The 14245-nt window shown below is 71.9% G+C and carries 14 protein-coding genes and 1 tRNA gene; 3 read left to right on the forward strand and 12 right to left on the reverse strand.

The window, feature by feature from the left end; all coding sequences use genetic code 11:
- Positions 1-14: 14 nt before the first annotated feature.
- Genes H7A69_RS03745 through H7A69_RS03770 form a run of 6 tightly spaced genes read right to left on the reverse strand, consistent with a single transcriptional unit; the run spans position 15 to position 7283 of the window.
- On the reverse strand, positions 15-1787 hold the full coding sequence (locus tag H7A69_RS03745; RefSeq protein ID WP_182045855.1) for a protein kinase domain-containing protein: 1773 nt from the start codon (positions 1785-1787) through the stop codon (positions 15-17).
- Positions 1784-3238: a peptidoglycan D,D-transpeptidase FtsI family protein gene (locus H7A69_RS03750; RefSeq protein ID WP_182045856.1), complete on the reverse strand. Its 1455-nt coding sequence runs from the start codon at positions 3236-3238 to the stop codon at positions 1784-1786. Before H7A69_RS03750 ends, H7A69_RS03745 begins: the two co-directional genes overlap by 4 nt.
- On the reverse strand, positions 3235-4674 hold the full coding sequence (locus tag H7A69_RS03755; RefSeq protein ID WP_182045857.1) for an FtsW/RodA/SpoVE family cell cycle protein: 1440 nt from the start codon (positions 4672-4674) through the stop codon (positions 3235-3237). Before H7A69_RS03755 ends, H7A69_RS03750 begins: the two co-directional genes overlap by 4 nt.
- Complete coding sequence (locus tag H7A69_RS03760) at positions 4671-6041, reverse strand: Stp1/IreP family PP2C-type Ser/Thr phosphatase (protein ID WP_182045858.1); 1371 nt, start codon at positions 6039-6041, stop codon at positions 4671-4673. The genes H7A69_RS03755 and H7A69_RS03760 overlap by 4 nt, the downstream gene beginning before the upstream one ends.
- Before the next feature lie 7 nt (positions 6042-6048).
- Entirely contained in the window at positions 6049-6606 is a 558-nt protein-coding gene (locus H7A69_RS03765) for an FHA domain-containing protein (RefSeq protein WP_182045859.1), read from the reverse strand.
- On the reverse strand, positions 6603-7283 hold the full coding sequence (locus H7A69_RS03770) for an FhaA domain-containing protein (RefSeq protein ID WP_182045860.1): 681 nt from the start codon (positions 7281-7283) through the stop codon (positions 6603-6605). The genes H7A69_RS03765 and H7A69_RS03770 overlap by 4 nt, the downstream gene beginning before the upstream one ends.
- 110 nt (positions 7284-7393) lie before the next feature.
- Between H7A69_RS03770 and H7A69_RS03775 the strand changes: the two genes are divergently transcribed.
- Positions 7394-7480, forward strand: a tRNA-Leu gene (locus H7A69_RS03775).
- A gap of 296 nt (positions 7481-7776) precedes the next feature.
- On the forward strand, positions 7777-8772 hold the full coding sequence (locus H7A69_RS03780) for a matrixin family metalloprotease (RefSeq protein ID WP_182045861.1): 996 nt from the start codon (positions 7777-7779) through the stop codon (positions 8770-8772).
- A 2-nt stretch (positions 8773-8774) separates the two neighbouring features.
- On the opposite strand, the gene H7A69_RS03785 is transcribed toward H7A69_RS03780, so the two are convergent.
- The 3 genes from H7A69_RS03785 to H7A69_RS03795 all read right to left on the reverse strand — a co-directional run bounded on the left by H7A69_RS03785 (position 8775) and on the right by H7A69_RS03795 (position 11747).
- Entirely contained in the window at positions 8775-9461 is a 687-nt protein-coding gene (locus H7A69_RS03785; protein ID WP_182045862.1) for a response regulator, read from the reverse strand.
- Positions 9458-10747 carry a sensor histidine kinase gene (locus H7A69_RS03790; RefSeq protein ID WP_182045863.1) on the reverse strand — a complete coding sequence of 430 codons (1290 nt, stop codon included), beginning with the start codon at positions 10745-10747 and terminating at the stop codon, positions 9458-9460. The genes H7A69_RS03785 and H7A69_RS03790 overlap by 4 nt, the downstream gene beginning before the upstream one ends.
- A gap of 316 nt (positions 10748-11063) precedes the next feature.
- Positions 11064-11747, reverse strand: a complete 684-nt coding sequence (locus H7A69_RS03795) for an SDR family NAD(P)-dependent oxidoreductase (RefSeq protein WP_182045864.1) — start codon at positions 11745-11747, stop codon at positions 11064-11066.
- Between the two features lie 148 nt (positions 11748-11895).
- On the opposite strand from H7A69_RS03795, the gene H7A69_RS03800 reads away from it, so the two are divergent.
- Positions 11896-12777 carry a manganese catalase family protein gene (locus H7A69_RS03800; protein ID WP_182045865.1) on the forward strand — a complete coding sequence of 294 codons (882 nt, stop codon included), beginning with the start codon at positions 11896-11898 and terminating at the stop codon, positions 12775-12777.
- A gap of 98 nt (positions 12778-12875) precedes the next feature.
- On the opposite strand, the gene H7A69_RS03805 is transcribed toward H7A69_RS03800, so the two are convergent.
- The 3 genes from H7A69_RS03805 to H7A69_RS03815 all read right to left on the reverse strand — a co-directional run bounded on the left by H7A69_RS03805 (position 12876) and on the right by H7A69_RS03815 (position 14221).
- On the reverse strand, positions 12876-13190 hold the full coding sequence (locus H7A69_RS03805; RefSeq protein ID WP_182045866.1) for a hypothetical protein: 315 nt from the start codon (positions 13188-13190) through the stop codon (positions 12876-12878).
- A gap of 11 nt (positions 13191-13201) precedes the next feature.
- The gene (locus H7A69_RS03810; protein WP_069712665.1) at positions 13202-13642 is read right to left on the reverse strand and encodes an Hsp20/alpha crystallin family protein; all 441 of its coding nucleotides are present in this window, start codon (positions 13640-13642) and stop codon (positions 13202-13204) included.
- Positions 13643-13750: 108 nt separating this feature from the next.
- Positions 13751-14221: a MarR family winged helix-turn-helix transcriptional regulator gene (locus tag H7A69_RS03815; protein WP_182045867.1), complete on the reverse strand. Its 471-nt coding sequence runs from the start codon at positions 14219-14221 to the stop codon at positions 13751-13753.
- Positions 14222-14245 lie beyond the last annotated feature (24 nt).

Below are 14245 nucleotides of genomic sequence, written 5' to 3' on the forward strand. Positions count from 1 at the left end.
CGTTCGGGTGACGGTCAGTTCGAGTCCTGCGGGGCGTCCGTGGAACCCGTGCCGTCACCCGGGTCGACCGGCGTGCCGGTGTCGGTGGGCTCCCACGTCGCGGTCGCCGAGTCGGAGTTCTCCGAGGCGGCGAGCGTGCCACCGGACTGGCTCGTGCAGGTCACGTTGTACGCGAAGACGACCTGGTCGCCCGCGGCGTCCGCCTGGATCGTGACCGCGGTCGACGAGGTGTCGCCGGAGGTCGCGCCCGAGGCGTCCTTGCCGTTCGACACGGTCCACGTGTACTTCGACACCGAGTAGCCGTCCGGGCACGTCGCCGCGGACCAGCTGAAGGTGACCTGACCGGTCTCCGACACGGTGCCGGCGTCCGGGGTGTTCGGCTTGTTGGCCGTCGGCGGGGTCGTGTACTGCGTGATCGTGACGAGTGCACCCTTGGTCACGCTCCCCGTCGGGGTGAGGTCGGCCACCGTGTTCGCCTGGTCGGCGGACGGTGCCGGGCTGCCGTCCTGCACGGTCACCTCGAAGCCGAGACCGCGGAGCGCCGACGCGGCGTCGTCGGTGGCGCGGCCGACGTAGTCGCTCTTGTTCAGGAACAGGCGCGACGCCGTGGGCGTGGCGCTCGGCGTCTGGCTCGGCGGCGGGGTGGTCCGCGTCGGTGCCGGCCGGGACGACGAGGCACTCGGGTCGGGCTGGCTCGAGCCACCGAGCGCGAACGCCGCGACGACCGCGCCGATGACGAGGAGGGCGACGATGCCGACGACCCACCAGATCCAGGCGCGCTTCTTCCGCGGTTCCTCGTCCTCGGGCCCGACGGGCGAGCCCGGGGTACCGGGCGGACCACCGACCGCGCCACCGGCTTGGGTGCCGATGAGCGCCGTCGCGGCGTCGTTGCCGGCGCCCTGCGGCGGGTTGAACGCAACCGTGCCGTCGCCGCCGATCGCGGGGACCGCCACGGTGGCCGCCGCGACGTCGCCACGGCGCAGTGCCTGGGCCGCCCGGGCGAGGTTCGCCGCGGTGGCGGGCCGGTCGGCCGGCTTCTTGGCGATGCAGGAGAGCACGAGCGCGGAGACCGGCTCGGGCACGTCGCCGGGCAGCGCGGGCGGCTGCTCGTTGATGTGCGCCATCGCGATCGCGACCTGCGACTCCCCGGTGAAGGGGCGACGGCCGGCCAGCGCCTCGTACGCGACGATGCCCAGCGAGTAGATGTCCGTGGACGGCGAGGCGGGGTGGCCGCTCGCCTGTTCCGGCGACAGGTACTGCACGGTGCCCATGACCTGACCGGTGGCCGTCAGCGGCACCTGGTCGGCGATGCGGGCGATGCCGAAGTCGGTGATCTTCACCCGACCGTCGGGCGTGATGAGCAGGTTGCCGGGCTTGATGTCGCGGTGCACCAGGCCGACCGCGTGCGCGGCCTGCAGCGCGTTCGCGGTCTGCGCGACGATGTCGAGCACCTTGTCGACCGGCAGCGTGTGCTCCCGCTCGATCATGGTCGACAGTGCCTCGCCCGGGACGAGCTCCATCACGAGGTAGGCGCTGCCGTCCTCCTCGCCGTAGTCGAAGACGTTGGCGATGCCCTCGTGGTTGACGAGGGCGGCGTGCCGGGCCTCGGCGCGGAAGCGCTCGAGGAAGCCCGGGTCGCCGAGGTACTCGTCCTTCAGGATCTTGAGTGCGACGGTCCGGCCGATGACGAGGTCGGTCGCCTGCCACACCTCGCCCATGCCGCCGATCGCGACCCGGGAGGAGAGCTGGTACCGCCCACCGAAGGTGAGTCCGCTGGTGGGTCTCATTTGTTCAGCACCGCCTCCATGACCTTCTTCGCGACCGGAGCCGCGACCGTGTTGCCGACGCCGGACTGCCCGAGCCCGCCGCCGTTCCCGACGACGACCGCGACGGCCACCTCAGGGTTCTTCGCCGGGGCGAACCCCGTGAACCAGAGCGTGTACGGGTCACCCGTACCGCCTTCCGCCGTCCCGGTCTTCCCGGCGACGTCGACACCGTCGATCCTGGCATTCGTGCCGGTCCCGCTGCTGACGACGCTCTGCATCGCCTCGGTCAGGTCGGCTGCCTCGGAGCCGGACAGCGGATCGCTGTACTGCTTCGGCGAGAAGGACTGGACGGTCTTCAGGTCGCTGGTCGTGACCGAGTCGACGAGCGTCGGCTGCATGACCTTGCCACCGTTGGCGATCCCCGCCGAGACCATCGCCATCTGCAGCGGCGAGACGCGGACGCTGGCCTGGCCGAAGGCGCTCAGCATGAGCTGGGCGGTCGAGTCGACGTCGGGGTACTGGCTCGCGGTCGCGCGCATCGGGACCTCGATCGCGTCACCGAAGCCGTACTCGTCCGCGACGGACTTGATGGCGTCGTAGCCGAGCTTCTGGCCGAGCTCCGCGAAGGGGATGTTGCACGAGTTCTGGATCGCCGTGCGCAGCTTGACCGTGTCGCCACCGCCACAGGAGCCGCCCTCGGCGTTGTTGATGTACGACGAGGTGCCCGGCAGCTGCAGGCGCGACGGGTTCGGGAACTCGGAGTCGAGGTCGTACTTGCCGTCCTTGAGGGCCGCGGACGCCACGATGAGCTTGAAGACCGATCCCGGCGTGTACAGGTCGCCGCCGATCGCGCGGTTCTGCAGCGGCGTCGGGGTCTGCTGGAGCAGGGCGTCGTACTGCGCCTTGACCTCGGCGGTGTCGTGCGAGGTGAGCGCGTTCGGGTCGTAGTCGGGCTTCGACACCATCGCGAGGATCTTCCCCGTCGACGGTTCGATCGCGACGACCGCACCCGTGTTCGTGCCGAGCGCGTCGTACGCCGCCCGCTGCACGTCGGGGTCGATCGTCAGGTTGACGTTGTCGCCCTGGACGTCCTGTCCGGTCAGGATGGCGTTGAGGTTCTGGAAGAACGACGCGTCCGAGTTGCCGGAGAGCACGGCGTTCTCGGCGCTCTCGATGCCGGCGTTCCCCTGACCGATCGTGAAGTACCCGGTGACGGCCGAGTACAGCCCGCCGTTCGTGTACTTGCGCTGGTACTGGTACTGGTCGTCCGAGGGGGTCGACTCGGCGATCGGACTGCCGTCGACCAGGATCGCGCCGCGCTTGGTCGAGTAGCTGTCGAGGATCGTGCGCGAGTTCCGTGAGTCGGCGCGCAGCGAGTCGGCGGCGAAGAACTGGATGGACGTGGTCGACACGAAGAGCGCGACGAACATGAGCACGATGACGGTCGAGACGCCGCGGAGCTGTCGGTTCACCGGGTGCGCTCCTTCCTGGACGATCCGCGACCGCGAGCGGCGGCCGGGATCGCGCCCTGCTGGACGCGTTGTTCGGCAGGGATCGCGTCGGTGAGGCGCAGCAGCATCGCGGCGATGATCCAGTTGGCGATGAGCGACGATCCACCAGCGGCCATGAACGGCGTCGTGAGCCCCGTGACCGGGATGATGCGGGTGATGCCGCCGACGACGACGAAGACCTGCAGCGCGATGATGAAGCCGAAGCCCACGCCGAGGAGCTTGCCGAAGTCGTCCTGCGCCATGAACGCGACGCGCAGGCCCCGGGATGCCAGGACGATGAAGAGCGCGAGGATCGCGAAGACGCCGATGAGCCCGAGCTCCTCGCCGAGCGACGCGACGATGTAGTCCGCGTTGGCGACCGGGGTGATGTACGGACGCCCCTGCCCGAGGCCGGTCCCGGTGATGCCGCCGTTCGCGAAGCCGAACAGGCCCTGGACCAGCTGGTAGCTGCCCTGGGTCTGCCGGTCGAAGATCGTCTGGTCGAACGGGTCGAGCCACTGCTCGAACCGGCCCCGCACGTACACGAGGACCGACTGCGCGACGAGGGCGCCGCCGACGAAGAGGCCGAGGCCGATCACGACCCAGCCGAGCCGGGCCGTGGCGACGTAGATCATCACGAGGAAGAGCCCGAAGTAGAGCAGCGCCGTGCCGAGGTCGCGCTGGAACACGAGGACGGCCATCGCGGCGGCCCACATGACGAGGATCGGGCCGAGGTCGCGCGCTCGGGGGAACGTCATCCCGGCGAACTTCTTGCCCACGATCGACAGCGAGTCGCGCGCGGTCACGAGGTACCCGGCGAAGAACAGCGCCATGGTGATCTTCGCGAGCTCACCCGGCTGGAACGAGAAGGGGCCGATCCGGATCCAGACGCGCGCACCGCCGACGTTCGACCCGATGCCCGGCAGCATCGGCAGGAGGAGCAGCGCGATGGTGGCGGCCATGAAGATGTAGCGGTACCGCTGCAGGAAGCGGTGGTTCCGCACGGCCAGGAGCGTGATCGTCGCCAGGACCATGGCGAGCATCGTCCAGACGATCTGCTTGACGCCGATCGCGTCCCAGCCGGTCAGGCCGTTGTGGACGTCGATGCGGTAGATCTCGGCGATGCCGATGCCGTTGAGCACGAGCGCGATCGGCAGGACGAACGGGTCCGCGTTCTTGGCGACGACCCGGAGCACCACGTGCATGACGAGCGCGAGTCCGAGGATGCCTCCGCCGACCCACAGCACGCCGGTGTCGAACAGGCGTCCCTTGGTGCCGAGCTGCACGAGCACCATCGCACCGGCGCAGATGCCGCAGGCGATGACGAGCAGCACGAGCTCGAGGTTCCGGGCGCGGGCGGGCTCACGCAGCTTGATCGTGATCGCCTGCGTGAACGACTGCGCGGTCGCGGCGCTCACCGACGGGCTCCCGGCGACGCGGAGGGCGAGGCGCTGCCCGACGGTGCGGCGGAGCGGGACGGCGTCGGCGTGGGTGACGACGATCCGCCGTCCCCACCGGTGCCGGCCTGGTCCTGCCCGGTCTCAGCGGCCTTGCGCAGGCGGTCGACGATGTCGCGCGCGTCGGACAGGGACTGCGCGTTGATCGTCGAGCGGACGTTCTCCCGCGTGTAGTCGGGCAGCGACGAGACGGTGACGTCGGTGTCCTCGTACACGTCGGAGAGGGCGATCGGACCGATCGACTGCTGCACGCCGCGGTAGATCGCGACGGTGCCGCGGTCGGTCCCGACGTAGTAGTGCGCCTGCGTGATCCGCCAGCCGAGCCAGACGGCGCCGACGAGGGCGGCGACGGCGACCACGAGGGCGATCGTCCACGCGATCCGACGACGGATGCGTCGCCGGCGGTCCTCGGCGATGAGCTCGGCGAAGAACTGGTCGGACTCCGGCTCGAAGTGCGAGTCCTCGGGGGCGGTGGAGACCTTGAGCGGGTGGAGCAGGATCGTGGGGAGGCGGATCGGCTTGCGACCGGTCGACGCCTCGAACGTGAGCGGAGCGGCCGCGGACCCGACGGTCGTCGCGGCGTCGTCGTCGTCCTCGGGCTCGGTGTCGGTGACGTCCATGACGACGACGGTGACGTTGTCCGGGGCGCCGTGGTCGAGCGTCTCCTTGACGAGTCGCTGCGTCACCTGGTTGGCGTCCATCGTGGACGCCAGCGCGTGCCGGATCCGCTCCTCGGCCAGGTACGACGACAGACCGTCCGAGCAGAGCAGCCAGCGGTCCCCGGTCTGGATGTCCATGACGGCCGTGTCGACCTCGGGCGCGGCGTCGACGTCGCCGAGCACGCGCATGAGCACCGAGCGGCGCGGGTGCACGGCCGCCTCCTCCGGCGTGATCCGGCCGCTGTCGACCAGCCGCTGGACGAACGTGTGGTCCGACGTGATCTGCTGCAGCTCGCCGTCGCGCATCCGGTAGATGCGCGAGTCGCCGATGTGGGCGATGGCGATCTGCTCGCCGACGCGGATGAGGGCGGACACCGTGGTGCCCATGCCGGTGAGCTCCTGGTGCTCGAAGACCGTCTCGGTGACGAGCTGGTTCGCGGCGATGAGCGCGGACTGCAGGGCGAACTCGGCGTCGTGCGCGGAGGGGAACTCGCGGTCGACCTCGCGGATCCGGCGGATGGCGATCGCCGAGGCGACGTCGCCACCGGCGTGCCCGCCCATGCCGTCGGCGACGGCGAACAGGTGCGTGCCGGCGTACCCGGAGTCCTGGTTGTTGGCGCGGATGCGCCCCACGTGGGACACAGCGGCGCTCAGCGTGCGAGCCGTCATGTCCCGGTTACCGCCGCAGCTCGAACGTCGTCGTCCCGATCGTGATCGGCGTCCGTTCCGCGACGTGCACGGGAGCGGTCACCTTCTGACCGTCGACGAACGTGCCGTTCGTGGACTCGAGGTCGGACAGGACCCAGCCGTCGGCCCGGAGGTCGAGGCGGGCGTGGTTGGTCGAGGTGTAGTCGTCACGGATGACGACGTTCGACTCGCTGGAGCGCCCGATGGTGATGGGGCCGCCGCCGAGGGGCATCTCGAGGCCCTCGCGCGAGCCCTCGGTGATGACGAGCCGCGTGGGCGTGCCCGTGGCGGACGGACGCTGCTGTCCGCCGGCGGGCTGGCCGATGATCTCGGTGAACGCACCCGCCCCGGCGGGAGCCGCGGCGGCCGCTGCCGGCACCGTCGGGGTCGTCGGACCGGACGCGCCGGCCTTCGGATCGGTCGGGACGGTGCGGACGCGTTGGCCGAACAGGTCGCTCCGCAGCGCGAAGACGATCACGAAGACGAACAGCCACAGCACCGCGAGGAAGGCGAAGCGCAGGACGAGCAGGGTCAGGCCTGTGGTCATCGAGCACCTCCGTCGCTCTCGGGGATCACCCGGAACACCATACGGGTACGACCGATCTCGATGGTCGAGTCCGGCTCGACGATGGCCTGCTCGAAGCGCTGCCCGTCGAGCTTCGACCCGTTCGTGGACCCGAGGTCGTTCGCCTGGGCGTGCTTGCCGTCCCAGATGACCTCGACGTGCTTCCGACTCGTCCCGGTGTCCGCGACGGTGATGTCGGCGTCGGTCCCGCGCCCGATCACGGTGCGGCCGCGTCGGAGCCGGTGGCGCTGCGATCCGATGTCGAGCACGGCGACCCAGGCCACGTCGCGCTGCACGGTCGAGGCGTCGATCTCGAGGAGACCCGTCGAGAGCGTGCCGTCCTGCTGCAGCCGGATCGAGACCGGGCCGGAGAACGAGTAGTTCTGCGCGACGGCGTGCTGCTGCACCATCTGCGTCAGTTCGTCGATGAGCGGCTGACCGACGTCGTGCATGCGCGAGTGGTCCGGCGGGGCGAGCCGCACGGTGAACTCGTTGGGCACGAGGATCCGCTCGCGGGAGACCACGGCCGCCTTCGTGTCGAGCTCGCGGCGCAGGGCGCTCGAGATCTCGACGGGCTGCACGCCGGAGCGGAAGGTCTTCGCGAACGCGCCGTTCACGGCGCGCTCCAACCCACGCTCGAAGCTGTCCAAGAGGCCCATGTGTCTTCCCGGTCGTCGGTCAGGGACCCCTGCATGGTAGTGGCTGGCGCTCCTGCTCGTCTGTGCGTGGTCACGGGCACCGTCCGCCGCGTGCTAGTGTTGCCGGGCTGGCGCGAGTGGCGGAATTGGTAGACGCGCACGGTTCAGGTCCGTGTGCTGGAAACGGCGTGGGGGTTCAAGTCCCCCCTCGCGCACCAGGTGAGGAACGGCCCCCGGGAGGAATCCCGGGGGCCGTTCCGTGTTCCCGCCCGGTCGTCCGGACCCGCGGGACCCGGCCTGGAGGCTCGCCCCGCCCCCGCCTCGTCGGTCACCCGGTCGGTCGGCACGGTCCGGCGCACGGCCGGGTCGAGCGGAGCGCTCGGTGCCCGGGCAACGGGGTCGACACCCGGACGGGGCATCCCGGGTCGGGGGGTTGACCACCCCGCGGAGCGTTGCGCACACTGATCGGCGTCGCTCCGGGTCCGTCCGGTGCTCGTGCCCCAGGAGGACCATCGTGCGGACGCCGTCCGTGACCGCTGCCGCGGTCGCCCTCTCGACCGTGCTCGTCGCGATCGTGTCCACGTCCGTCGGGGTCGCGCCCGCCGAGGCCGCGTCGACGTGCAGCGGTGACCGCATCACCGTCCGCGACCTCGGCCGCGGGTGCGCCGTCGAGCGCGGTACGGTCACGCTGCCGGACGGCCGTCGCTTCGTGGTGCCGTCGCCCGGCACGACCGTGTCGGCGCTCCCGGTCGCGGCCGCCGGCGCGGTCGACCCCGGGGACGTCTCGATCACGAACACGGGTCGCTCGGGCGTCGCGGTGGCGGTCGAGGGCGAGTGGTCCGGTGCGCCGGCGGCGATCCGGAAGGTCCGGAGCCTGCACGAGCGGCTGACCGGTGGTGGTACGACCGCGCACCCGATGGCGGCGACCGCGACGAAGCCCGCTCCCGCGTCGAGCTGCACGAACCGCACGTACGCGCTGCTCGGGTACCGGTGGACGTCGCCCGTCCGCTGGTCGTCGAACCCGTCCGGGGCCCGGGCGACGGACGCCGCGGCGCTCAGGGCGGCCGCGAACGCCTGGACCGGGACCCTGAAGACCTGCGGTCGGACGATCACCTCCGGTGCCGCGAACACCTACCTCGGCACGACCACGCAGGCTCCGGCCGTCACGGCGAACGGTGGGTGCGGTTCGCCGAGCGGTGCGAGCGTCACCGGGTGGGGGTCGCTGCGCTCGGGCACCCTCGCCACCACGTGCGTGTGGTCGCGTTCCGGTGTCGCGGTCGAGATGGACCAGCGGTACACGACCTCGTACGCGTGGTCGTCGTCGGCGACGTGCTCCGGCGCGCGGTTCGACCTGCGCGGCGTCGCGACGCACGAGTGGGGGCACACCTACGGGCTCGGCCACACGGCGCAGGCGTCCGGACTCGTCATGAAGCCCGCGTCGTCGCAGTGCGACCTGGCGCAGCGCACCCTCGGGCTCGGCGACGCCCTGGGGATCGACGCCGCGAGCTGACCTCAGGCGGGGGCCGGTCCGTCCTCGCGGGTGCCGGCCAGCCCGTGGTCGTGCGCGTAGACGACGAGCTGCACCCGGTCGCGCAGCGCGAGCTTGCCGAGGATGCTCGAGATCTGCGTCTTCACGGTCGACTCGGTGACGAACTCCCGGGCGGCGATCTCCGCGTTGGAGAGCCCTCGGGAGGCCCACCCGAACACGATGCGCTCCCGGTCCGTCAGCGTCTGGAAGGCCTCGGGCTGCGGGGCCGGTGCCCGGTCGACGTCCGCGCCGAACAGCTGCGACAGGTCGTTCGGCGCGATCACCGAACTGCCCTCGTGGACGGCCCGCACCGCCGCGAACAGGAAGGGCGGGGTGGTGTCCTTGAGCAGGAAGCCGCTCGCGCCGAGGCGGATCGCGGTCGCCGCCGCCGGGTCCAGCCCGAAGGTCGTGAGCACCACCACGCGGGGGAGCGGTCCCTCGACCTCGCCGGAGAAGAGCCGACGCACGGTCTCCACCCCGTCGACGCCCGCCATCCGCATGTCGAGCAGGACCACGTCGGGGTGGAGCTCGCGGACGCGGTCGAGTGCCTCGGCACCGTCGGAGGCCTCGCCGACCACCTCCATGTCGGGCTGTGCGTCGAGCACGACACGCAGCCCGGCGCGGAAGAGCGCCTGATCGTCGGTGAGCAGGATGCGGATCGGGTCGGTCATCGTGTCGTCCCCCCTCGGACGTCGAACGGGATGCGGGCGCGCGCGACGAACACGGCGTCCAGCACGGCGGCGTCGAACGACCCGCCGATCGTGGTCAGTCGGGTCTGCATGCCGGTCAGCCCGCGCCCGGAACCGCGGGTGCCGGCGACCGTCGGCTGCTCGCCGGTGACGGGGCGCGCGGCGAGTTCCTCGAGTCCGAGCTCGCCGCCGACGGGCAGGGCGGCGGTCGGCACGGCGTTCTCCACCTCGAGCACGAGGTCGGCCGAGCGCCAGGTCTCGCGGACCTCGACGGAGCCGCCGGGCACCCCGTGGCGCAGCGCGTTCGTGAGCATCTCCTGCAGGACCCGTCGTGCCGCCGTGCCGTGCACCGCGCCGAGGGGCCGGGCGACACCGCGGACGGCGTGCTCGACGTCGACGCCGGCCTCGCGGATGCCGCGGACGATCTCGTCGAACGACGTCGGGTCCGCTGCGGCCTCGGACCCGTCGATGTGCCCGAGCACCTGCCGGACCTCGACGAGGGAGCTGCGGGCGGTGCTCGCGATGGTGGCGCTGACCTCGCGGATGCGGGCCTCGTCGTCGAGGAACGGTACCGAGTCGGCCTGGGCGATGATGACCGCGAGCGAGTGCCCCACGACGTCGTGGACGTCGCGGGCGATGTCGGCGCGGATGCGTTCGGCCTCGGCCTCGTCGACCGCGCGGGTGGCGACGGCCTCGGCCCGGTTCGCCACGGCCTCGGCGCGGCTCGCGGCCGCCTCGGCCTCGGCACGCCGTGCGGCCTCGGCGACCTGCGAGCGGACGGCCCGCCCGGCGAGTCCGCCGGCCCACACGGAGAGCAGGACGAGCGACGGGGCCGCGAGGACGAGGGCGACCTGGTCGCTCGGTCCGTTCAGCAGCAGGGCGTAGCGGTAACCGGTCGTGGAGAGGTACATGGACGCCGAGACCCCGGCGACCACGGCGAGCATGCCGGCGACCACGGCCTCGGTCCGGGTGCCGAGGACGGCGGCGGTGCCGATGACCACGGCGATGGCGAGGTCGACGAGGGAGGGGCGCTCGCCGCCCGTGACCTGCACGGCCCCGAGGACGACCGTCATCACCATCGCGCCGCTCGGCGTCAGACGGCGCAGGGCGATCGCGGCGCACGCGGCGACGACCGCGAGCAGGCTCGCGCGCTCGAGCTCGAGCTCGATCGGCGCGGTGAAGAGCAGCGCGGCGAGTGCGGCCCAGACGAGGTCGGCGACGATCGACCGGGTCCGCATCGGCCGGAGGAACGTGCGCCGGTCCGTCACGGCTCGATCATCGCACGCCGGCCGCGCGGCCACCGGCTCACGGGACGGGCGACATCGCGACGAGCGCGACGGCGGTCACCACGACGATGGCGGCGCAGGTGGCGAGGGTGGCGATCACGTGCTTGGTCGAACTCTCCATGCCACCGAGCCTCGCCGACCGCCCGGTACCGGGGCATCGGGCGGAGGGACGAAGGCCGTCGTCCTGCAGGACGAAGCGAGCAGGGCTCGTGACCTGCCACGCGTCGGACGGGAGGCCCGTGGCGGCCGCACCGCGCGCCTCCCGTCCGGCACGGCGTCCCGTCAGATCGGTGCCCCGTCAGATCGTGAGCTGCCCGAGCACGCGGTGCGCGATCGACACGGACTCGCCGCTCACCGCGGACCGCGGTGAGGCGAGGAACGCGACCAGGTCCGCGATCTGCTGCGGGCTCGACTCCCCACCCGCGCCCCGCTGCACCTCGGCGGCCGGCTCGTCCGTCACGGAGCCGGGGTTCACGACGTTCACGGCGACCCCCGTGCCGGCCACCTGGTCGGCGAGGTTCTTCGCGATGATGCTCGTCGCCGCGTTCCGGAGCGACGTCGTGACGTTCCCGGCCAGGTAGGCGTTCTGCCCGCTGATCACCACCACGCGCCCGGACCCGGCCGCGCGCTGGTGCGGCAGCACCGCGTTCGCGACCCGCAGGAAGCCGAGGGCCTTGCCGTCGATCGCCGCCGCGACCTGCTCCGGGTCCGACGCGCGCTCGGGGTCCAGGGTGCCGGCCGCCGGCGCCGCGGTCACGACGAGGACGTCGATGCGGCCGTGCTGCTCGAGCACCCGGGCGACGGCCGCGTCGACCGACTCCTGCGAAGCGGTGTCCATCGCGACGGCGTCGTCGCCGTCCGCGCTCCGCGAGGCGACCACGACCCGCGCGCCCTCCCGACGGAGGGTCTCGGCGACGGCGGCGCCGATGTACCCCCGTCCGCCGACGACGAGGGCGACACGGTCACGCAGTTCGAGGTCCATGCCGCACACCGTAGGCCGATCCGGCAGCGGCGGTCCGCGCGATCCGGCCATCGATCCCGCGCCATCCGTCCAGCCCGGACGGGCACCCAGACGGCCGCGCGGACCGTTGGCACCGACGACCCGACCGCCAGCGACGCAGGAGAACGCGATGTACTTCCACAAGCAGGAACTCCAGTTCAAGTCGACCCCGGACAAGCCGGACGCCGTGTACGCACGCAAGCTGCAGGAGGTGCTCGGCGGTCAGTACGGCGAGATCTCCGTCGCGATGCAGTACCAGTTCCAGGCGTGGAACATGCACATGCCCGGCAAGTACCGCGACATGGTCTTCGGCATCGGTGCCGAGGAGATGGGCCACGTCGAGATGCTCGCGACGATGATCGCGCAGCTGCTCGAGAAGAGCCCCCTCGGCATCACCGAGGACGCCGTGCAGGACGACCCGACGGTCGCCGCGGTCGTCGGGGGCACCGACATCCAGCAGGGCATCGTCGCCGGCGCGGGCGCGCGCCCCGTCGACAGCAACGGCAACCCCTGGCAGGGCAGCTACATCACCGCGAGCGGCAACCTGCTCGCCGACTTCACGGCGAACGCCAACGCCGAGATGCAGGGCCGCGTCCAGGTCGCCCGGCTGTACCACATGACCGACGACCACGGCGTGCGGGACCTGCTCTCGTTCCTCCTGGCCCGCGACACGATGCACCAGAACATGTGGGCCACGGCGGCCGCCGAGCTGCGCGAGAAGGGGATCGAGGACTTCCCCGTCCCGAACAAGTTCCCGCAGGCGAAGGAGCACACGGAGTTCAGCTACCAGTACCTGAACTTCTCGGACGGGAAGGAGGCCGGTGACGGCCCGTGGGCGAGCGGTCCGTCGTTCGACGGCAAGGGCGAGTACTCGTACCACGACGGCCCCACCTCGTCGGTGCCGATGCCGCCGCCCACGCACCCGGACGTGCGGTTCTACGGCACGACCGAGCTGCCGAACGTGGTCGAGAAGACGGCCGGCCTGGTGCAGGACAAGCTCGGCAAGGAGTGACGGTCACCCGGGTCGCCTGACGGGATCGTCCGGCGCGACCCGACGGCGGACGGGAGGCCCGGTGCGAGCGTGCACCGGGCCTCCCGTCCGTCAGGTGGTCACTGCTCCGCGCCCACGGTTGCCAGGGCCGCCGTGTCGTCGTCCGCGACCGGTCGCGGCGGATCGAAGATGCCGGACCACATCCGCGTCGCGCTCCACAGCGCGATGAGCGCGACCGTCCCGGCGGCCGCGGCGAGCCACGGCACGACCGGGATCTCCGACCAGGCGTCCGGCGCGACGAGCCAGGTGAGGAAGCTGCCCGTCGTGCTGCCGGCCGCGCCGAGGAGGACCGCGGTCCGGCGGTCGAGACTCGTCACGACGAGGGCCGCCGTGACGACCGCGACGGCGAGGAGCGCGTTGATGAACGTCGTCACCGCGCCCCCGCCTACTGCTCGGCGGTGCCGACCGCGAGCTGCTGGGCGCCGCCACCGGTGGTGACGTCGATCCGGCGGGGCTTCGCCGACTCCTTGACCGGGATCGTCACGCTCAGCACGCCGTTGTCGTACGCGGCGGTGATGCGTGCGGTGTCGAGGTGGTCGCCGAGCGTCAGCTGCCGGACGAACGTGCCGGGCTGGCGTTCGCGGGTGAGCCACTGCGAGCCCTCCGGAGCACCGAGGGTGCGCTCCGCCCGGATGGTGAGCACGGAACCGTCGACGTCCACGTCGACCGAGCCCGGGTCGATGCCCGGCAGGTCGACGTCGAGGACGTAGTGGTCACCCGTGCGGTACAGGTCCATCGGCATCGAGCGCGGAGCACCGGCTCCGGCCCCGAGCAGGGAGCCGGCGAGTCGGTCGAGCTCGCGGAACGGGTCGAACTGCATCGTCATCGAGATCAACTCCTTCGTGTCCTGGTTGAGTCCCCTCGACTCAACTGCGATCTGTTCTAGCACTCTCGCCTCAGGAGTGCCGAGAGACCGCTCGGAAGGAACTGGGAGTCAGGATGCGGGCGGCGGGGTGATCTCACGGTGCAGGCGCTCGAGGGCGGGGAGGGCGGCGGCCAGCGCGGCGCGGTCGTCCGCGGACAGGCGACCCAGGGCGTCCACGAGGACGGTGGTCGCGGCCTCGTCGTATGTGCGGAGTCGCTCGGTCGCGAGCGGGGTCAGGTGCACGGTGGCACGCCGTCCGTCGCCGCCGACGAGCCGCCGCTCGACCAGGCCCGCCTGCTCCATCGACGACACGAGGTTGCTGACGGTCGAGCGCGCCAGGCCGAGGCGGGACGCCAGTGCCGACGGTGCGGAGCCGGCCTCGTCGGCCCCGAGTGCCCGCATGACCTCGACCTGGGCGTCCGGGATGTCGGGCAGGCCGGCGGCGACGCGCGAGGTCCGCAGGAGCGTCCGGCGGAACGGACCGATCCGGTCGCTCAGGCGCCGTGCGACCCGTGCCGTCTCGTCCCCGGTACCCCGCATGCTCGGCAGACTACCAGGCAGTTT

Source organism: Curtobacterium sp. ME26 (genome assembly GCF_903970945.1).
Classification (GTDB): domain Bacteria; phylum Actinomycetota; class Actinomycetes; order Actinomycetales; family Microbacteriaceae; genus Curtobacterium; species Curtobacterium citri.